The 19,674-nt window shown below is 71.2% G+C and carries 16 protein-coding genes; 9 read left to right on the plus strand and 7 right to left on the minus strand.

The window, feature by feature from the left end; translation table 11 throughout:
• Nucleotides 1–5: 5 nt before the first annotated feature.
• Together NR792_RS36025 and NR792_RS36030 are read right to left on the minus strand one after the other, a co-directional pair.
• Complete coding sequence (locus tag NR792_RS36025) at nucleotides 6–1,034, minus strand: SDR family oxidoreductase (protein ID WP_375757241.1); 1,029 nt, start codon at nucleotides 1,032–1,034, stop codon at nucleotides 6–8.
• A gap of 121 nt (nucleotides 1,035–1,155) precedes the next feature.
• Entirely contained in the window at nucleotides 1,156–1,761 is a 606-nt protein-coding gene (locus NR792_RS36030) for a LysE family translocator (RefSeq protein WP_375757242.1), read from the minus strand.
• A gap of 122 nt (nucleotides 1,762–1,883) precedes the next feature.
• Between NR792_RS36030 and NR792_RS36035 the strand changes: the two genes are divergently transcribed.
• Nucleotides 1,884–2,540, plus strand: a complete 657-nt coding sequence (locus tag NR792_RS36035) for a LysR family transcriptional regulator (protein ID WP_375757243.1) — start codon at nucleotides 1,884–1,886, stop codon at nucleotides 2,538–2,540.
• Between the two features lie 19 nt (nucleotides 2,541–2,559).
• The gene (locus NR792_RS36040) at nucleotides 2,560–3,486 is read left to right on the plus strand and encodes a serine/threonine protein kinase (protein ID WP_375757244.1); all 927 of its coding nucleotides are present in this window, start codon (nucleotides 2,560–2,562) and stop codon (nucleotides 3,484–3,486) included.
• Nucleotides 3,487–3,505: 19 nt separating this feature from the next.
• Here the strand turns inward: NR792_RS36040 and NR792_RS36045 are convergent, their stop codons facing one another.
• Both NR792_RS36045 and NR792_RS36050 read right to left on the minus strand, forming a co-directional pair.
• Nucleotides 3,506–4,834 (minus strand): reverse transcriptase family protein, encoded by a 1,329-nt coding sequence (locus NR792_RS36045; protein ID WP_375757245.1) that lies wholly within the window; start codon nucleotides 4,832–4,834, stop codon nucleotides 3,506–3,508.
• Nucleotides 4,835–5,094: 260 nt separating this feature from the next.
• On the minus strand, nucleotides 5,095–5,832 hold the full coding sequence (locus tag NR792_RS36050) for an SDR family oxidoreductase (protein WP_375757246.1): 738 nt from the start codon (nucleotides 5,830–5,832) through the stop codon (nucleotides 5,095–5,097).
• Nucleotides 5,833–5,984: 152 nt separating this feature from the next.
• On the opposite strand from NR792_RS36050, the gene NR792_RS36055 reads away from it, so the two are divergent.
• The gene (locus tag NR792_RS36055) at nucleotides 5,985–6,827 is read left to right on the plus strand and encodes an AraC family transcriptional regulator (protein WP_375757247.1); all 843 of its coding nucleotides are present in this window, start codon (nucleotides 5,985–5,987) and stop codon (nucleotides 6,825–6,827) included.
• An 8-nt stretch (nucleotides 6,828–6,835) separates the two neighbouring features.
• Here NR792_RS36055 and NR792_RS36060 read toward each other — a convergent pair whose 3' ends face one another.
• Together NR792_RS36060 and NR792_RS36065 are read right to left on the minus strand one after the other, a co-directional pair.
• Nucleotides 6,836–7,228 carry a VOC family protein gene (locus tag NR792_RS36060; RefSeq protein ID WP_375757248.1) on the minus strand — a complete coding sequence of 131 codons (393 nt, stop codon included), beginning with the start codon at nucleotides 7,226–7,228 and terminating at the stop codon, nucleotides 6,836–6,838.
• A 5-nt stretch (nucleotides 7,229–7,233) separates the two neighbouring features.
• Complete coding sequence (locus NR792_RS36065) at nucleotides 7,234–9,348, minus strand: M3 family metallopeptidase (RefSeq protein ID WP_375757249.1); 2,115 nt, start codon at nucleotides 9,346–9,348, stop codon at nucleotides 7,234–7,236.
• A 64-nt stretch (nucleotides 9,349–9,412) separates the two neighbouring features.
• On the opposite strand from NR792_RS36065, the gene NR792_RS36070 reads away from it, so the two are divergent.
• From NR792_RS36070 to NR792_RS36095, 6 genes are all read left to right on the plus strand, one after another.
• A complete protein-coding gene (locus tag NR792_RS36070) occupies nucleotides 9,413–9,880 on the plus strand; it encodes an Lrp/AsnC family transcriptional regulator (protein WP_338267047.1) in 468 nt (155 codons plus the stop codon).
• 89 nt (nucleotides 9,881–9,969) lie between these two features.
• Nucleotides 9,970–11,274, plus strand: a complete 1,305-nt coding sequence (locus tag NR792_RS36075) for a phytoene desaturase family protein (RefSeq protein ID WP_375757250.1) — start codon at nucleotides 9,970–9,972, stop codon at nucleotides 11,272–11,274.
• Between the two features lie 878 nt (nucleotides 11,275–12,152).
• Entirely contained in the window at nucleotides 12,153–13,112 is a 960-nt protein-coding gene (locus NR792_RS36080; RefSeq protein WP_375757251.1) for a sigma-70 family RNA polymerase sigma factor, read from the plus strand.
• A 118-nt stretch (nucleotides 13,113–13,230) separates the two neighbouring features.
• Entirely contained in the window at nucleotides 13,231–14,622 is a 1,392-nt protein-coding gene (locus tag NR792_RS36085) for a hypothetical protein (RefSeq protein ID WP_375757252.1), read from the plus strand.
• Between the two features lie 150 nt (nucleotides 14,623–14,772).
• The gene (locus tag NR792_RS36090) at nucleotides 14,773–17,055 is read left to right on the plus strand and encodes an MMPL family transporter (RefSeq protein WP_375757253.1); all 2,283 of its coding nucleotides are present in this window, start codon (nucleotides 14,773–14,775) and stop codon (nucleotides 17,053–17,055) included.
• The gene (locus NR792_RS36095; RefSeq protein WP_375757254.1) at nucleotides 17,052–18,242 is read left to right on the plus strand and encodes a glycosyltransferase; all 1,191 of its coding nucleotides are present in this window, start codon (nucleotides 17,052–17,054) and stop codon (nucleotides 18,240–18,242) included. The genes NR792_RS36090 and NR792_RS36095 overlap by 4 nt, the downstream gene beginning before the upstream one ends.
• On the opposite strand, the gene NR792_RS36100 is transcribed toward NR792_RS36095, so the two are convergent.
• Nucleotides 18,182–19,591 (minus strand): FAD-dependent monooxygenase, encoded by a 1,410-nt coding sequence (locus NR792_RS36100; RefSeq protein WP_375757255.1) that lies wholly within the window; start codon nucleotides 19,589–19,591, stop codon nucleotides 18,182–18,184. The two genes, NR792_RS36095 and NR792_RS36100, sit on opposite strands and share 61 nt — an antisense overlap.
• Nucleotides 19,592–19,674 lie beyond the last annotated feature (83 nt).

The following is a 19,674-nucleotide window of genomic DNA, read 5'->3' on the forward strand; positions in this document are numbered from 1 at the left end:
CGTCATCATCCCTTCAGCAATCCCAGACGCTGAAGGCTCTCCACGGTGGCGGCCAAACACTCCGTGTTGGAGCGCGGCGCCCAGCCGAGCACGCGCCGCGCCTTCTCGTTGGAGCCGTTCTTCACCTTGCCCAGCTCCGGCAGGGTCTGCCGCGCCATCGGCGTCCACAGCGCCGCGAGCCGCACCAGCCAGTCCGGAAGCTGCCGCGTCGGGACCTTCCGGGCCACGTCTCCCAGGTGGGCGCGGAGGATGTTCGCGATGTCGATGAGCGCCAGGAAGTCGCCCGCGACGGCGAGGAAGCGCTCTCCCCGGGCCTCCGGATGCGTCATCGCGCGCAGGTGCAGGTCCGCGACGTCGCGCACGTCGACGACGCCGAAGTAGAGCCGGGGAACAGCGGGCATGGCGCCGTCCAGCAGCTGCTTCAGCAGCAGGATGGAGCTGGAGTAGTCCGGCCCGAGGACGGGACCGAACACGCCCACCGGGTTGACGACGGAGAGCTCCAGCGCGCCGCCTTCGCGAGCGATGAAGTCCCAGGCCGCGCGCTCCGCCAGCGTCTTCGACTTGTGGTACGCGCCCACGCCGGGGCGGCCCGGAACCGTCCAGTCCGCCTCGGTGAACCGGGTCTTGTCCGGGGGATGGCCATAGCCGATGGCCGCGAACGAGGACGTCAGCACCACGCGTTTGACGCCCGCGTCGCGCGAGGCGCGCAGCACGCGGAGCGCTCCATCCCGCGCGGGGATGATCAGCGCGTCCTCGTGCTTGGGGACGCCGGGAGGGAAGGGGGACGCCACGTGCAGCACGAAGTCGCAGCCCGCCACCGCTTCCGCCCAGCCCGCGTCCTGCTCCAGGTCCGCGGCGGCGAAGGACAGGCGGGCGCCCGGCTCCACGCCGCCCTCCTTCAGCATGGCGCGCACCTCGCCCTCGCGCTTCAGGTTCCGCACCGTGGTGCGCACCTGATGGCCCGCCGCCAGGAGCTGCACGATGCAATGACCGCCGATGAAGCCAGACCCGCCGGTGACCAGGACCGTGCTCATCGCCGCCTCGTCTTCATGTTCATGCGGTGGAGTCTGTCCGCGAGCCGGGCGCGGGAGAACGGCCGGATTCGGCAAGGGCCATGAAGTCCACCTTCACGTTGCGCGCGCGGGAGCGCCGGTGTCAGGCGAGGGCCACCCAGGCCGCGACGGCGACCATGCAGGCGCCGAAGGTCCAGCCCTGGATGCGCAGGGCGCGCTCGGAGTGGAAGCGCCCCAGGATGAGCTTCCCGCCGTAGATCCACGGGAAGTGGCACGCCACGCAGACGACGAGGAACGCCGCGGTGAGCTGCGCCGTCTGGGAGAGCATCCCGTGCGCGGGGTCCAGGAACTGGGAGAACATCACCACGATCATCGAGTGGATCTTCGGGTTGAGCGCGACCGCGAGCAGCCCCTCCCCGAACCCCAGGCGCGAGGGCGCGTCGTTCGCCTCCCCGGAAGCGGCCGAGGCGCGCAGGAAGCCCCACGCGAGGTAGAGCAGGTACACGACGCTGCCCCAGCGCAGGACCTGGTGCAGCGCGGGCAGCCCCTGGAGCACCCGCCCCAGGCCGATGCCGTAGAGGAGGCACAGCGCGACGTTGGCCGCCTCGAAGCCCATCCAGAACGGCAGCGTGCCCCGGACGCCGAAGCGCCCTCCGGCGGTGGCGAGCACCGTGTTGCCCGGTCCGGGGCTCACCACCATGGGCACCGTGTAGCCCAGGAACAACACCCACACCTCGGCGGAGATCATGACGGGGGCACCTTCCGCGCGGCGCGTCCATCGCGCCTCCTCGCCGCACAGGACAGACTCCATTTCGGGGCGCGGACCCAGCGAGCTATCCTCGGGTGCTCGATAAAAGGGGCTCATCGAGCATGCGCCGCATTCCACCGCTGGGTGCCCTCCGTGCCTTCGAGGCGGGAGCGCGTCACCTGAGCTTCACCCGCGCCGCCACGGAGCTGCGCGTGACCCAGGCGGCCATCAGCCACCAGGTGCGGCAGCTGGAGGACTGGCTGGGCGTCTCCCTGTTTGATCGCCGGGGCCACGCGCTGACGCTGACGGCGAGGGGCGCCGCGTACCTGCGCGAGCTGACGCCCGTGTTCGAGCGCATGTCCGAAGCGACCACGCGGCTGTACGCGCACGAGCAGGGGCCGCTGCGGCTCACCGTGCTGCCGTCCTTCGCCGCGTGCTGGCTGCTGCCGCGCCTGGAGCGCTTCCGGAAGCAGCATCCGGACCTCGAGCTGTACGTGAACAGCTCCGAGGCGCTCTGGGACTTCCTCGACGACCGCTTCGACGTGGGCATCCGCTCCGGGCTGGGCCGGTGGACGGGGCTGAAGGCGGAGCAGCTCGCGACGGAAAGGCTCGCGGCCGACGACCTGAAGGCAGGCCGGTTGGTCCAGCCCTTCAAGGCGGTCCTGCCCAATGACTTCAGTTATTGGCTCGTGCACCCGCGTCCCCTGACGGGCCGGAGGGACGTGGCGGCCTTCAAGGCCTGGGTGCTCGAAGAGGCCCGGAGCGATGCCGGGGCCTGAGCTGTTAGCCTTCACAGACATGGGCACTCCCCGGGCGGAACGGTTTGGCAGGTTCGAGCTGCTGGAGCGGGTGTGGGTGAGCGGGATGACCCTGCTGCATCGGGCGCTCGACACGGAGGCGCCCGCCGGCAGCGGGCCCGTGGTCCTCAAGCGGCTGCTGCCACCGCTTTCGAAGGATCCGGAGATCGCGGAGAAGTTCCTCGACCTCGTCTCCCTTTCGGCGTGCGTCCAGCACGACAACGTCGTGCGCATCCTGGACTTCGGTGAGGTCGAGGGTCAGCCCTTCCTGGTCCGGGAGTGGGTGGAGGGGCGGGATCTGGGCCAGGTGCAGGCCCTGTCTCGGAAGCGGGGCATGCAGTGGTTGTCCGCGCCCATGGCCGTGAGCATCGCCATCGACATCTGCCACGGATTGCACCCCGCGCACACGCACGTGGGCCTGCTGCATGGAAGCCTCATGCCCTCGAATGTGCTGGTGGGGTACGACGGCGCGGTGAAGGTCTACGAGTTTGGCTTCAATCGCTGGATGCTGTCGCAAGACGCGTGGTCGAGGGCCGGCGTGCTGTGGGGCAAGCTGCGGTACTTCGCTCCCGAGCAGTTGTTGGGTGAGGCAGTGGATGCCCGCGCCGACATCTATGTCCTGGGCGTGCTGCTCTACGAACTGCTCTGCGGAGCGCTTCCCGTGAGGGGCGACTCCGAGGTGCAGCTCTACACGGAGGTGCTGGAGGGAAGGCTGATACCCGCCCGGCAGCACAATCCCTCGCTGGATGCGGACCTCGTGCGGATCCTCGAGCGTGCGCTGGCGAGGTCCGTGGAAGACCGCTACCCGTCCGCCGAGGCGATGGGCCAGGCGCTGGCGGGCTGGCTGAAGGCCCATGCTCCCGCGTTCAGCACGGAGGCGCGGAAGCCGTGGATGGCCTTGTTCCACCCGGCCGCGACGTCCAGGTGATGGGCGGGGAGCCGGACCTTCAATCCCACGCAATCTGGTCGAAGAGCGCGCGCAGCCTGGCGCCTCGGGAGGGGTGGAGGTGCGTCACCCAGGCGATCCTTCCGAGCAGGTGCGCGCGGAAGTCGGGATGGCCTCCGGTGTTCTGGCTTGCCGGCCCCCGGGTGCGGCACAGGTGCAGGATGGCTTTCAGCCGGTCATGCTCCGTGCGGCGGATGGTGGGGTGCTCATTCACCACCACGCCCGCGAGCCACTGCTGGTGGCCCTGGAACATCACCCGCGTCTTCTCCTCGCGCACCGTGAAGCCCTCGTCGCGCACGATGCGGCGCACGCACTGGAGCAGGCGGCGGGCGCTCCTGCCCAAGGCTTCGCCTCCCGAGAACGCCAGGTCATCCGCGTAGCGCGTGTAACGCGCGCCCAGTGCCGTGGCGAGCGCCGAGAGCCGCACGTCGAGCCGGTACGCGGCGAGATTGGCGAGCGCGGGCGATGTGGGCGCTCCCTGCGGCAGATGCCGCGACTCCAGCCTCCGTGCCAGCATCCAGCGCGTGTCCACCTCCTGGGCGTTGCCTGCCCTCCGGGCCTTGGCGACCACCGCCCCAGGCGTCCGGTTCGTGCAGAGCCCCGCGAGCGCCCCCGCCACTCCATCTGGATACCCGGCGGCGCGGAACACGCCCCAGACCCTGGGCGGCCGCACGGAGAGGAAGAAGTCCTCCAGGTCCAGCCGCACGACGACGGTCTGCCCTGTATGCGGTTCCACGAAGCCGCGGATCCCCCGGCCCTTGACGAACCCGTGCGCCGCTTCGTGCGGTGGAATCACGTCCAGGATGCCGTGAAGCACCTTGCGCTGAAGCCTTGCGAGCTCTTCACCGGGCTGCTCCAGGAGCCGCTCACCCCCGCTGCGTTTGGGAATCCAGGTGTAGCGGTAGCGCCGCCACCGTCCTGGCGAGGACGTGTGCTCCAGGCCCGCCCCGTCCGCGAGCCAGCCCAGCTGGGCGCCAGTGACGCCCAGCCAGTCCGCGAGGTCCGCCTGGGTGGGCAGGGCCGGTACGGGCCACGATTGGCGTCCCATCTCCGGCGCCGCTGAAATCCAGCGCACGAGCCGCACCGGCGCCGTGGGATTCGCGCAGGCCTGCTTGAACGCAGGCCGTGTCGCGAGCAACTCCGCGAGCAGCTCCAGCCGGTCGTGTGGTGGCCGGGGGAAGAACCTCAGCGTGCTCCTCGCGAGCGACACGAGCCACGGGAACCGGCCGCCCACGACCTCGGCCCCGTTCGCGACCAGGCCGGAGACCTTCCAGGGGGCCGCGAGGAAGGCGGACGCGAGCGCCTTCGCCACCACGTTCCGGTCGCTCATGCGCCACGCATCCGCCATGCGGCGGCCCGGTCCCACCTGTCCCGTCTGGCGTGGCCAGCGTCGCGGCTCGCCGCGAGGTCGGCCATGCGTGGGGAAGTGCTCCTTGAGATGATTCCCCGGGGGTACCCCGGAGAGGCAGGGGACCGTGTCTCCACGGACCGTCTACCCGCTGGGTTTCCAGACCGCCGCATGACGCGAGGAACCGTACAGGGCACCAGGGCCCGGGTCGAGCCGGGATTCCCTCGCGGCCCCTCGACCGGTCAGTCCTGCGCCGTGGGCCGGACGATCACCTCTCCCACGTCCACGTCGTCGGGCTGCTCGATGGCGAAGGCCATGGCCCGGGCAATCGCATCCGGTGGGATGGCGAGCCTGTCCCGGACCTCCTCGAACCGGGCCCGAAGCTCCGGATTCTTCACGTGCTCGAGGAAGTTCGTCCGGGTCATCCCCGGCGAGATGACCGTCACCCGCAGCCTGGGACCCGCCTCCTGGCGCAGGCCTTCGGAGATGGCTCGCACGGCGAACTTCGTCCCTGCGTAGACCGCCTGACCGGGGACGATCCGGTGCGCCGAGGTCGACGCGGTGTTGATGAAGTGCCCGAAGCCCTGCTCGCGAAAGAGCGGCAGCGCGGCGGCGACGCCGTACAGCACCCCCTTGATGTTGGTGTCGATCATCTCCTCCCAGTCGTCGACACGCAGGTCGTCCAGCGGCGAGGTCGCCAGGCTGCCTGCGTTGTTGATGAGCACGTCCAGCCTGCCAAACCGCTCACGGGCCAGGCGGACGAGTCCGGCGACGTCCTCGCGCCGGCTCACGTCGGTTCGTACGCAGAGGGCTTCTCCTCCTGCCTTCCTGATGCGCTCCACCACCGGTTCCAGCCGTTCCAGCCGGCGCGCGCCGAGGAGGACCTTCGCTCCGCGCCCGGCAAGCAGCAGCGCCGCCGCTTCGCCAATGCCGGTGCTGGCTCCGGTGATGGCAATGACCTTGTCCTGGATGCCTGACATGACGCCTTCCTGCCCGGCCAGGGGAGGAGAGGGCCGGGCCTTCAATGCGAGACGTAGCCATGCCGGGGCACGCCGGGCTTGGACGTTGTTGCCATCCGGGGCAGGTCAACAACGTCCAAGCCACGGGGGACGCTCGTTCGTAGAATCCACCCGTGCCCGCTCTCCATCACGCTGTCGTGGATGGCCCCCTGTCCATCCAGACCTTCCTGTTCCCGGAGCTGCCGGGCTTGCGGCTGGTACGCTACCGGACTGACGGGCGGCTGCTGCGCTCCGTGAAGGAGCGCTTCAGCGTGATGCTGACGCAGTGGGGGCACTCGGAGTGGTGGGGGCGGGGCAGGGTCCATTCCTCCTCGCCCCGAACGGTCGACCTCAAGCAACCAGGCGAGGTGCATCGGGACCTGCGCCGCGACGGACCTGCCCGGTTCCAGGTCATCGCCTTCGACGAGTCGCTCGTCTCCAATGCCCGCGAGAGGTTGGGCGCGCCGGCCTCCGCCCGGCTTCGCCAGCTCCAACTCGAGACGTCGCAGCCGGCGGCGGCCGCCTTCGTGCGCCTCCACGCCGTGCTGGATGCGGGCCTGGAGGGACGCTCCAGCGTCCTCGCGCTCCAGACGGCCCTGGCTGAAGCCCTCTCCTCGCTGGTCGGAGGCCTGGAGCCTTCAGGCGGATGGGAGGGGCGCTACCGCGGGCCCATCCAGCGCGTGGTGGAGGCGCTGCATGAAGCCATTCCGGAGGGCATCACGCTGGAGTCGCTGGCCCGTCAGGTGGGCTGGAACCGCTTCCACCTGTGCCGCGCCTTCCGCGAGGAGCTGGGCATGCCTCCGCACGCCTATCTCACCCACCTGCGCGTCTCGCGAGCCCAGCGGCTGCTGTCACAAGGACTGGCACCCGCGGAGGTCGCGCTCCAGGTCGGGCTCTATGATCAGAGCCTGCTCAACCGGCACTTCAAGCGCATCGTCGGCATCACCCCGGGACAGTTCGTGCGCGCCGTGCAGTGAGGCCGCGGTCAGGTCCCTGAAGGCTGTCGGAAGACCGCTTCGATGTTGTTGCCGTCCGGGTCGAGCACGAAGGCGGCGTAGTAGCCGGCGGGATAGCCTTTTTCGACGCCGCGCAGCCCGGGAGCGCCGTTGTCGGTTCCTCCCGCCGCCACCGCGGCCGCGTGGAAGGCGTCGACCTGGGCGCGGCTCGTGGCGGCGAACGCCGTGTGTTGCTTCACGCCGTGCGGATGGAAGCGGTCGATCCAGAAGATGGGGTACTCGCGGCCGTAGCCAATGCCATCCGCTCCGGTGTCCTGGGGAAGCTGCATGGCGCGGCGGAGGCCGAGCGCCCCCAGCGCCGCGTCGTAGAAGCGTGCGGAACGGGCGACGTCGGCGACTCCGATGCCTGTGTGGTCGAGCATGGACTTCAGTCTACGGGCGCGAAGCCGCGTTCGCGCATCAGCGCGTCGAGGCTCGCGTCCTTTCCGCGAAACAGCCGGTAGCCCTCGAACGGGTCCACGGTGTTGCCCACCGACAGGACGTGCTTGCGCAGCCGCGCGGCCACCTTCGCATCGTAGGCACCTCCGCCTTCCTGGAAGGCCTCGAAGGCGTCCGCCGCCAGCATGTCCGCCCAGAGGTAGCGGTAGTAGCCGGCCGAGTACCCGTTGCTGGCGAAGACGTGCCCGAAGTGGGGCATGCGGAAGCGCATGCCGACCTCCACCGGCGCGCCGACCTGGCGGAGCACGTCGCGCTCGAAGGCGTCGGGGTCGATGCGCCGGGCGCCGGCCAGGTGCAGCTTCATCTCCACCAGCGCGGAGGTCAGGTAGTCCACGGTGTAGAAGCCCTGGTTGAACGTCGCCGCCTTCCGGATGCGGGTCACGAGCGCCTGCGGCATGGGCTGGCCCGTCGCGTGGTGCACGGCGAAGCGGCCCAGCACCTCCGGCGTGGAGACCCAGTGCTCGAACAGCTTGGAGGGGAACTCCGCGTAGTCGCTCACCACGCGGCCGCCCCCGAGCGCCGGATAGGCCACGTCCCCGCTCAGCGTGTGCAGCGCGTGGCCGAACTCGTGGAACAGCGTCTGGGCGTCGCGCCAACCCAGCAGCGCGGGGCTTCCGGCCCCCGGCTTCACGAAGGGCGTGCTGATGGCCACCAGCGCCGGCACCTCGCCCCGGAAGCGCTCCTGGACGCGGTACGTCTCCGTCTGCCCGCCGTTGTACTTGCCCTCGCGCGCGTAGGGGTCGAAGTACAGGAGCCCCCGCTCCCGGCCGCTCTCGCGCTCCTTCACCGTGAAGACGCGCACGTCCGGGTGGTAGACGGGCACGTCCGGCGCGGGCGTGAAGGTGAAGCCGAAGAGCTCGCCCGCGACCCAGAACATGCCTTCGCGCAAGGACTCCAGCTGGAGGTAGGGCTTCACCTCGCTGTCGTCGAAGTCATACGCCTGCTTGCGCACCTTCTCCGCGTAGTAGCGGTAGTCCCAGGGGGCGATGGGCTCCTGCTGGCCCTGGCTCCGGGCAATGGCAGCCATCGCGGCGACCTCTTCGCGCACGCGCGCGACGGCGGGCGTCCACAGCGTCTCCAGCAGCCGCATGGCGCGCTCAGGCGTCTTCACCATCGAACGCTGGAGCTGACGGTGCGCGTGGGTGGGAAAGCCCATGAGCTTCGCTGCTTCCGCGCGCGCCGCGAGGATTCGCGTGATGACAGCGGTGTTGTCATGCGCGTCGCCGTGGTCGCCCCGGCTGTCGTAGTTGCGCCACACCTTCTCGCGAAGCTCCCTCCGCTCCGAGTACGTGAGGAAGTCCGCCACCACCGAGCGGGTATTGGCCACGGCCCACTTCCCCGGCTGTCCGCGCGCGGTGGCCTCGGCCGCGGCGGCCTTCCTCAGGGGCTCCGGCAGGCCCGCGAGGTCCGCCTCGTTCTCCAGGAGGGTGTAGCGCTTCTCGTCGGCGAGCACGTTCTGGTTGAACGTCGTGTAGAGCGTGGCGAGCCGCTGGTTGAGCGCGGCCAGGCGCTTGGAGCCCGCCGCGTCCAGGAGGGCGCCCGAGCGCACGAAGTCGTCGTAGTAGTACGCCACGACGCGCTGCTGCTCCGGCGTCAGCTTCGCCTTCGCGGCCGAGTCCCGGACCGCCTTGACGCGGCGGAAGAGCTTCCGGTTCTGGGACTGCTCATCCCAGAAGGCCGCCAGCCGGGGCGCCATCTGGCGTTCCACGGCCTGGTACTCCGGTGAGCTCACGAACGACGACCACGCGTTGTAGACCTCGTAGACGCGGTTGAACGCGCGGCCCGAGTCCTCCAGCGCGGCGACGGTGTTCTCGAACGTGGGCGGCTCCTTCGCGTCCGCGATGGTGGCGAGCTCGGCCCGTGCCTGCGTCATCGCGGCCTCGAGCGCCGGTGCGAAGTCCGCCACCTGCACCCGGTCGAAAGGCGGGACGCCCCCATGAGGACCCGACCAGGGCGCGAGCAGGACCTCTGGCGAAGGAGCAGGGCTCGCGAAGGCCGTGCCCGCCAGGAGGAGGAGGCATGCTGCGATTCTGTGTCGTGGCATGCGGACAGAATACGGGTCAGGATTGCGAGGCATCCATCGAATGGAATTCGCCCGGGAGCCTCGAATGGCCGCACTCGACCGAATCGATCGCGAGATTCTGGAGGCCCTCCAGAACAATGCACGGCTGTCCAACAAGGAATTGGCCGCGCGCGTGGGGCTGGCCCCCTCGTCATGCCTCGCGCGGGTGAAGCGGCTGGAGACGGACGGGGTCATCAAGTCCTATCGCGCGGACCTGGATGCGCGCTCCCTGGGCTTGGGGCTCCAGGCGCTCATCGCCGTGCAGCTCCGGCTCCACGTGGGAGAGGCCTTCGGCAGCATCGGTGACCACCTGCGCTCGCTGCCGGAGACGGTGGCCGTCTACTGCCTGGGCGGCACGACGGACTTCCTGGTGCATGTCGTGTGTCGGGACACGGAGCACCTGCGCGTGCTCACCATCCAGTCCTTCACCAGCCGTCCGGAGGTGAGCCGCATCGAGACGTCGCTGGTGTTCTCCTTCGCGCGCTCGGGGCTGCCGGTCGACCGGGGAGCTTGAGGCGTCCCGCGCTGTAACCTTTTGGCGTCCTTTTTCGTGGTGGCCGTCGGATGCCCGGAATGCGCCGGGCGCCGGGACGGAGGACGGACATGCAGGCGATGAAGGTGGCCGTGGTGGGCGGAGGGCTGGGCGGGCTCACGGCGGCGGCGTTGCTGGCGCGCGGTGGCTGCGAGGTGACGTTGTACGAACGCTCGAAGCACCTGGGCGGGCGGGCGCGGACGACGGAGGTGGAGGGCTTCCGCTTCAACCTGGGGCCGCATGCCCTGTACCGGGCGGGCGCGGCGTTACGGGTGCTGCGGCGCCTGGGCGTGAATCCCCAGGGAGGCGTTCCGGTGCCGACGGGTACCCATGCGCTGCGCGCGGGCCGGCTGCACACGCTGCCACGCGGTCCCGTGACGCTCATGACGACGGACGTGTTGTCGCTCGCCGGGAAGCTGGAGGTGGCGAAGCTGCTGGCGGGGCTGGCCCGCATCGACACGGGACCCCTGGGGCCCGTCTCGATGCGGCAGTGGCTGGAGACGCGCCTGACGCGCAAGGACAGCCAGGCGTTCATCGCGGCGCTGGTGCGGGTGTCGTCGTACTGCGCGGACCTGGAAGCGCTCAGCGCGGAGGCGGCGCTCAAGCAGCTCCAGTCCGCGACCGCCGCGAACGTGCTGTACGTGGATGGAGGCTGGAGCACCCTGGTGGACGCGGTGGAGCGGCTGGGGCGCGAAGCCGGCGTCCGGCTGGAGCTGTCCTCGCGGGTGGAGGCCGTCGTCCTTCAGGCCGGGAGCGCACGGGTCGAAGGCGTGCGGCTCGCGGACGGCACGGTGCGCGGCGCGGATGCGGTGGTGCTGGCGGGCAGTCCCGCGGACGTGGCGGCGCTCGTGCCAGGGGACGCGGTGCTGGCCCGGGAGGCGCGGGAGGCGCTGCCCATCCAGGCGGCGACGCTGGAGCTGGGATTGTCGGCACTGCCGAGGCCGGATGCGTTCTTCGCGCTCGGGGTGGACGGGCCCTGGTACGCGTCGGTGCATTCGGCCTCCGCGAAGCTGGCGCCGGAAGGGGGCGCGATGGTGCACGTGGCGAAGTACCTGGGCGGCGCGGACACGGAGTGCCGCGAGGCGGAGCTGGAGGCCGTGATGGATGCGCTCCAGCCGGGATGGCGCGCGAAGGTGGTGGCACGGCGCTTCCGTCCGTCGCTCACCGTCAGCGCCGGCCTGCCCCAGGCCGCGAAGGGAGGGCTCACAGGGCGTCCCCCGGTGCAGGTACCGCACATCGGAGGGCTGTACCGCGTGGGCGACTGGGTGGGAGCGGAGGGCATGCTCGCGGACGCATCCCTGGCGAGCGCCGAGGCCGTGGAGCAGGCCCTGGTGCCGCGCATCGCGACGCCCCAGCGCCGTGCGGCGGGAGCTTGAGCCGGATGGGAGCACAGGCGGGAAGGGCACCCTGCGCGGTGATGCCTCACCGTCGCCAGTGCTCGTACCGCATGGATGCGCGGGCGCCAGACCTCCGAATCGCCATGAAGGACACCTCCCGCCCGATGCGGTCCCAACCTGTCCGACTGTCGGACAGGTTTCCGCGGTCCGGATGGAGCGAAGGACTCCTGGCTGGGCGGATCTCCCAACCGGTCCGACAGTCGGACAGGTTTCAGCAGCCCGGATGGGGCGGAAGCCCCTGGCCACGGCCGTTCTCTCAACCTGTCCGACAGTCAGACAGGTTTCCGCAGTCCGGATGGAGCGGAGGCTCCCCGGCCACGGTGGTTCTCCGAACCTGTCCGACAGTCGGACCGGTTTCCGCAGTCCGGATGGGGCGGAGGCTCCCCGGATGGGGCGGAGGCCCCCAGCCACGGCGGTTCTCCGAACCTGTCCGACAGTCGGACCGGTTTCCGCAGTCCGGATGGGGCGGAGGCCCCCAGCCACAGCGGTTCTCCGAACCTGTCCGACAGTCGGACAGGTTTCCGCAGTCCGGATGGGGCGGAGGCCCCCGGCCACGGCGGTTCTCCCAACGTGTCTGACTGTCGGACCGGTTGCCACGGCCCGGATGGAGAGGCCCTTCCGCCGAGTTCTTCCAGACCGGTCTGCTTGTCGGACAGGTTTCCGTGGCCCGGATGGAGCGGAGGCCCTGGCCAGGGCGGTTCTCCGAACCTGTCCGACTGTCGGACCGGTTCGTGCGGTACGCCGTTGACGGAGAGCCTCAATGGGGTTCTCACCTTCTCATTCAGGGAAACAGGATGGATGTCCGAAGGCCTGGGTCGGAAGGCATCCTTCCGCCGCGTGGTGGAGGCTTGAACGGGATGGATTCACAGGCGCGAGGAGCACTGGGACAGGCCGCACGCGAGCACGAGCGCTTCCTCTGGGGCCTCTGCTACCGGATGACCGGCGTGGCGGCGGACGCGGATGACCTGGTGCAGGAGGTCTATGCGCGCGCGCTCGCGACACCCCCAGAGCGCCTGGACACCTTGCGGCCCTGGCTGACGCGCGTGGCGGTGAACCTGGCGCGGGACCACCTGCGGCGGCGACGGCGCGAGGGCTACATCGGACCGTGGCTGCCTTCGCCCGTGGAGACCGGCGACGAAGAGGTCCCACCCTCGGCGGAGGCGAGGCTTCCGGGCGGCGGCTCGACGGAGGGGCGCTACGAATTGCTGGAGAGCGTCTCGTTCGCCTTCCTGCTGGCCCTGGAAGCCCTGTCGCCCAAGCAGCGGGCGGTGCTGCTGCTGCGCGATGTCTTTGATTACTCGGTGCTGGAGGTGGCCGAGGCGCTGCGCATGAGCGAAGCGAACGTGAAGGTGGTGCACCACCGTGCGCGAGCGGCGATGGCCGCGTATGACCAGGCTCGCTGCGTGCCCACGCGCGACCTGCAGGCCCGCACGCGGGCCGCGCTGGAGGCCTTCCTCGGGGCGATGATGACGGGAGACGTCGCCGCCGCGGAGGCGTTGCTGACCGCCGATGCGCGTGCCCTCTCCGACGGAGGCGGCAAGGTGCGTGCGGCCCTGGTGCCCATCGTGGGGGCACAGCGCGTCGTCCTCGTCGTCCGCCGCCTGATGGAGATGCGAGGCGCGCCGGTGGCATGGGAGGCCCGGATGCTCAACGGACTGCCCGCCTTCGTCGCCGTGTACCCTCCGGCGAAGGACCCGCTCATGGGCCTGCGCGCCGTGATTCGCGTGGACGTGGACGCGAACGGACGCATCCACGCGCTGCATTCCGTGCTGGAGGACCGGAAGCTCGCGGGGGTGCGCATGCCCGAGCCGGAGTGACCAGGACTTCAGGGAGATATTGATTGTCGTAGATCTTCCGTGAGGCCCGTCCGTTTGACGGAGTTCCCAGGGCGCGGTGAGCAGGGCTCGCCACGCCCATCCGAGAGGAACCCGAGTGATGATGCGGAAGAGGTTGCTTGCCTGGGGCTTGATGTGGAGTGGTCTGACGCTGTTCGCCGCTTGCGCCGGTGAGTCCAAGCCCCCCGAGGTCATCCGCTCTCAAGGAGCCGGAGACCTGGTGCTGCTGATCGAGCGGGAGGACGGAGCGGGCCCCTACGTCGAGAGCACGGTGGAGCGCTTCCGGGTCACCACCTCGGGCGAAACCATCAAGTCCGTGCGCTGGAGCGCCAACGCTGGCGCCCTCGAGCCTGACGCGGAGCAGGTCGCCTGGACGCTGCCCACGGCGGGGACGGCGTCCCTGTCCGTCTCCGTCGAGACGGAATCCGGGAAGACGGCGGAGGGGGCGTTCCACTTCAACGTGGTGGCCGCGCCGCTCGCCTCCAGCGCCGTCATCGACACGGGCCCGGATGTCACGGGTGGCAATTGCGACCTTGCGTTCGACAGCACGGGCAAGGCCCACGTCGTCTACACGAACGAGACCCACAACAGCCTGTGGTACGCGAGCTGGGACGGCTCGGCCTGGAAGACGGAGCAGATTGAAGGGCCCGGTTTCAACAACGGCGGCGCCTTCGTCGTGAAGGGCGTGCTGGCCGTAGACCCGGTGACCGGCACGCCGCACGTCGCCTACACCAAGGGAACCGGCAACCTCGCCACCTCGGCGACGCGGGTGGGCTATGCCACGCGCGTCAACGGTGCCTGGGTTCGCGAGGAGGTCGACGGCTCGGTGGTGATGCGTTTCAGCCTCGCGCTCAACCCGGCGCAGGCGTACCGGCCGGTCATCGTCTTCAGCAGCAACACCGCGGGGGTCGTCCGGGTCGCGACCCGGACGGCGGCCAATACGTGGTCCACCGCGCCGCTCACCGCCAACACCCAGGTGCTCACGAGCGACGCCCTCTTCGACGCGGCCGGAGCGCTGCACGTCATCACGCACGTGCCCTCGAGCGGCTACGTCACCCAGTACCTGCAGGTCCTCCGGGGCTCGACCCTGGAGTCCTTCCTGCTGAAGCCCAGCACCCCCGCGCCGTGGCTCGCGACGGCCTGGGCACCGGACTCGCACCTGCTGGCGCTCTCCAACGGCATCTCCGAAGGCGAATGGAACGCCATCGAGGACATCACGGTCGGGACGCCTGCCTCGGCCAGCACCCGAAGGGTCTCGACGGTGGATTACAAATATGCCGCGTCGGACCTGGCTTACGGCGGAGGCAAGCCGGTCGTCGCCCTGCGCAATGGGACGTCGCTGGCGCTGGGCACGACGGATGCGCAGGGCTTCTGGACGTACACGCAGCTCGGGACGGTGGGGGACAGCTCCCGTCCGAGCGTGGCCCTCCATCCCACGGACGGCGCGCCGCATGTCTGCTACCAGCGGGACGGCAAGGTGACCTTCCAGTAGTCCATCCCGCGTCAGGCCCGAAGGGAGGGGCAGGCGCGGGGCCGTGCCGTCCACTCCTGCATTGCCCCAAGGGATGAAGCCCCTGTCCAAGCGCTCCGCCCGTCACCAGTTCCCTGGTGCGCGGCGGGGCGAGCGAACGGGGAGGCGGGCATGTCGGGAGCGGGGGACGACTCACCAGCGGGGGGCGCGCCGTCCCTGTTCGCCCGGCTGGCGGTGGGCGTGTTCCGGCACCGGAGCCGGGTGCTGGTGGGCACGCTCCTGCTCCTCGGCGCGGCGGTGTGGGCGCTGCTCCAGGGCGGGCACCTCACCACCGGGACCATCGAGGGCATCGAATCCGCGCGGGCCGAGGCGCTCGCGCGGGGCGCCGCCGCGGGGTCGAACGACCAGACCCTGGCGGTCATCTTCCACCACGATGTCTGGGCCCCGGATGATCCGCGCTTCGCCCAGGCGGTGACGTCCGTGCTGTCGCGCGTGCAGGCGCTGCCGGAGGTCGCGTCGGTGGTGTCGCCCATCGGGGCGCCGGAGGCCTTCCGGGCCCGCTTCGTGGCGCGGACGGGCCACGACCTGCTGGCGCTGGTGCGGCTCAAGGGCGGCGAGCGCGAGGCCACCGCCGCGTTTCCCGCGGTGCGCGCGGCGCTGAACGACTCGGGCCTCCAGACGACGCTCACCGGAAAGGTGGCCTTCCTGGCCGCGCTCAACGAGCTGCTGGAGCACGACCTCCTGCGCGCGGAGCTGCTGTCGTTCCCGCTGGCGCTGCTCGTGCTGCTGTGGGTGTTCCGGACGGTGGTCGCGGCCATGCTGCCCCTGGTGGTGGGCGGCCTGGCGGTGCTCTGTGGCGTGGCGGGCGTGCTGCTCCTGTCGCGCGTCACGAACATGGCCCAGTACACGCTCAACGTGGTGTCGCTCATCGGGCTGGGCGTGGCCATCGACTACTCGCTCTTCATCGTGAGCCGCTTCCGTTCGGAGCTCGCCCTGGGCTTGACGACGGAGCAGGCGCTGACGCGCACCCTGGACACCGCCGGACGCGCGGTGGCGTTCTCCGGGCTGGCCGTCACGGTGGGGCTGGGAGGCCTGCTCTTCTTCCGGGGCTCGTACCTGAGCGCCATGGGGCTGGGAGGCGCCCTGGTGGTGGCCTTCGCGGTCCTCTTCGCGCTCACCGTGCTGCCCGCGCTCCTGGCCTGGCTGGGGCCGCGCGTGGACCGGGGGCGGCTGCCCTTCGCGCGCACGGAGGGGCGCGGCGGCGGCTGGCACGCGCTGGCCACCTGGGTGATGCGCCATCCCTGGTGGGTGCTGCTGCCGACGCTGGCGTTGCTGCTGGCCATGGGGCTGCCATTCCGGCGTCTGCAATTGGCGGCCACGGACATCACGGCGCTTCCCGAGGGCACCGAGGCCCGCCGGGGCGCGGAGACCCTGGCCCGCCTGTTCCCTCGCGAGGCCGCCACCCGGGTGCTGGTGGCCGTGGAGTTTCCAGGGGGCAGTCCCCTCACGCCAGAGCGCGCGGGCGCGCTTCACGACGCCAGCCGGCGCATCGCTTCGCTGCCCGGGGTGCTCGGCGTGGAGAGCGCGGTGACCCTGGTCCCCAACATGGACCGGGCGACCGTTCAACAGATGGCCGCGGCGCCGCCCCAGTTCCTTCCGCCAGAGCTCCAGGCCGCGCGGGCCGCGTACGTCACCGGGAACGTGGCGGTGATGCAGGTGCTGACCTCCGCGGCGCCCAGCAGCGTGGAGGCCCGGAACCTGGTCCGCGCGCTGCGCGAGGACCGCGCGGTGGGGGACGGCCGGTGGCAGGTGGGCGGGCAGACCGCGACGGACGTGGACGCGGCGGCCTTCGTGAAGCAGCACACGCCCGCGGCCGTGGGGTTCGTGATGGGGATGACGTGCATCGTCCTCTTCGTGCTCCTGCGCTCCGTGGTGCTGCCGTTGAAGGCGCTCCTGATGAACCTGCTGTCGCTGGCCGGTTCGTTCGGGGCCCTGGTGTTCATCTTCCAGGAAGGACACCTGCACCGGCTGCTGCGCTTCGAGCCCGGGCCCATCGAACCGTCGCTGCCCATCCTGTTGTTCTGCGCGCTGTTCGGCCTGTCCATGGACTACGAGGTGCTGCTGCTCAGCCGCATCCGCGAGGAGTGGCTGCGCACGGGCGACAACACCCACGCGGTGGCCGAGGGGCTGGAGCGGACCGGCGGCCTCATCACCAGCGCGGCGGCCATCATGGTGGCCGTGTTCGCGGCCTTCACGCTGGCGTCGGTGGTGGTGGTGAAGGCGATGGGGCTGGGCATGGCCATCGCGGTCGCGCTGGATGCGACGCTGGTCCGGGTGCTCATCGTCCCCTCGATGATGCGCCTGATGGGGGACTTCAACTGGTGGGGGCCGGGCCACTGGAGGCGCTCGCACGCGCGGGCGCCAGGGACGCGGGGCACGGAGGTGCGGCCATGAACGCTCGGAACCTGGGATGGACGGCGGCGGCGCTGGGCGTGCTCGTGCACGGCCACCTGCGGCTGATGGCCGGCCTGCGACGGCGTCCATCACCGCCCGCGAGCCGCTTCGAGCCGCCTTCCGTGACGGTCATCCGGCCCATCCGGGGCCTGGACGTGGACGCGCGGGCGAACGTGCGCGCGCTGCTGGACCTGGACTATCCCGGCGAGTGGGAGGTGCTCTTCGTCTTCGACAGCGAGGAGGACCCGGCGTTCCTCCCCACCCGCGAGGAGGTGGCCGCGCACCCCACGCGCGCGAAGCGCGTGGAGCTGGTGGTCGCGGGCGAGCCTCCGGAAGGGATGACCGGCAAGCTCAACGCGATGCAGGTGGGCGTGGCCTGTTCCCGGTGCGACCTGCTGGCCTTCAGCGACTCGGACACGCGGCCCACGCCCGGCGTGCTCACGGCGCTGGTGGGCGCCCTGCTGGAGGATGGCCGCACGGGCGCCACGTTCGCGCCCATCTACGCGGCGGCGGACGCGCCCCTCGCGGGAGACGTGGGCTACGGGCTGCTGGTGAACGCGTGGTACGGCGCGTCGGTCGCCTGCACGGCGGAACCGGATGGCGCGCTGCCCTTCATCATGGGGCAGTTGATGGTCTTCCGCCGTGAAGCGCTCGCGGCCATCGGGGGCGTGGGCTGCGCCGCCGGGCAGTTCGTGGATGACATGTACCTGGGGCGCCGGCTGCACGAGGCCGGATGGAAGAACCGCGTCGTGCACGCCCCCCTGCGCGTCGTCACGGGACACCTGGAGCTGGGCGCCTTCCTGCGCATCTTCCGGCGGTGGATCCTCTTCTCGGAGGCGGGGCTGCCGGGGGCCTTCGCGCGGCCCCACTGGGTTCGCGGCGGGGTGAGCTGGCTGTCATGGGGCGGCCTGGCGGCGGCAGCAGCGCGAAGGGCCTGGGCGGGCGCGGCCCTGGCGGCGCTGCCCATCGGCTTCTCCGTGTGGAGCCAGCTGCGGCTCCAGCGGGCCTGCCACGGGCCGGACGTCGCGCCCCGGCACTACTGGGTGCCGGCGGTCCTTCCGTTGCTGGGGGCTGGCGTGGCGCTGTCCGCGCGGCTGTCGCGCCAGGTGGACTGGCGCGGCCGGGGCTACCGGTTGGATGCGAAGGCGCGCCTGGGTGAAGCCCAGCCGGCGCGGGCCAGCGTGTAGACGGGACGGCGGACGCGACGATGCAGCCAGCTCCCCACCTGTTCCACCGCGCTCGCCACGGTGCCTCGCAAGGGCGGCCCGGCCGAGCGCAACAGCGGCCCGGCGGAGCGGAGGCTGCCCCCGGGGCCGCTCGGCGAGAGCATCGCGGCGAAGGCGTGCGCGACGACGCGCAGGTACTCGCGGGCCATCACCCGCATGCGGGGCTCCTCGGAGGAGAGCAGCGCCATGGAGGCTCTCGCGCCGCGCGGGCTGTGCTCCCAGTAGTGCAGAAGGCCCATGCGCAGCGCCCGCATGCCCTCGTCCTGCCCGGCGAAGGCGCTGTAGAGCGCGGAGGCGAGCGCGACGCGCGTGCGCTGGGCCGGCCGCCGCGCGTGCGCGTAGTGCTCCAGCGCGCGGGCGATGTGGCCCGGGTGGCGGTGCAGCGACTCCTGGAGGGCGCGGGCATCGTGGAAGCAGGACGCCATGCCGCTCGCGGTGAGCGGGTGGCAGCACGCGGCGGCGTCGCCCACGAGCACCGCGCTGCCCATCCACACGGTCTCCGCCAGCCAGTCGTCGTTGGAGGCCATGCGCACGGCGGGCCGCGCCTCCAGCGCCCGCCAGACGGCTTCCCTCAGCCTGGAGGGCAGGGCGAGCAGCAGCTCCGGCTGGTCCCGCAGCGTCTGGACGGTGCTGCCCAGGGGCAGGTCCACCATCACGCGCGCCAGGCCGGGCTGGATGGCGTAGGCCAGCGCGTGCACGGCGCCTCCCACGAACTGGTGGCCGTGGTCGGGGTGGGTCAGACAGGCGCTGTCCACGGTCACGCCCAGCATGGTGGAGAGGCGGGTGTGGTGCTCGGCGATGCCCAGCATCCGCCGCACGGGCGACGCGCGTCCGTCCGCGGCCACGAGCAGCCGGGCGCGCACGGTGTGCTCGGTGCCCGCGTGGGTGTAGCGCAGGCGCACGCCGTGCCCGTCGTTGTGCTCCACGGCCGTCACGCGGGCCCGGGCGCGCACGGTGACGCCGCGCCGCCGCGACACCGCCTCCAGGAGGGGCACGGTGAGCGTGGCGTGTTCGAGCGACAGCCCGGTGACCCCGTGACCGTAGGGCAGGACGAGGGTGCGGGCAGGGGCATGGAAGCGCACCGCGAAGCCTCGCACGGGCTGGGCCTTCCAGCCGTCCACGACGTCCCCGAAGCCCAGCGCGCGCAGGTCCCAGATGCCGGCGGGGTGGAGCAGCTCGCCCGCGAGCTGCTTGTGCCGGTCCACGCCCGCGTCGAGCAGCAGGACGGACAGGCCCAGCCCGGCGAGCGCCGCCGCCACCGAGCAGCCCGCGGGCCCACCTCCGGCTATCACCACCTCGGCGTCCTCCACGTGGCCTCCGCTCGGTTCCCAGACACCATGTCTGGCATTGACGACTTAGCCATTGAAGCGCGTTACCGCACGCAGAGGAGGCA

Source organism: Corallococcus exercitus (genome assembly GCF_042231735.1).
GTDB classification, from domain to species: Bacteria; Myxococcota; Myxococcia; order Myxococcales; family Myxococcaceae; genus Corallococcus; species Corallococcus exercitus_B.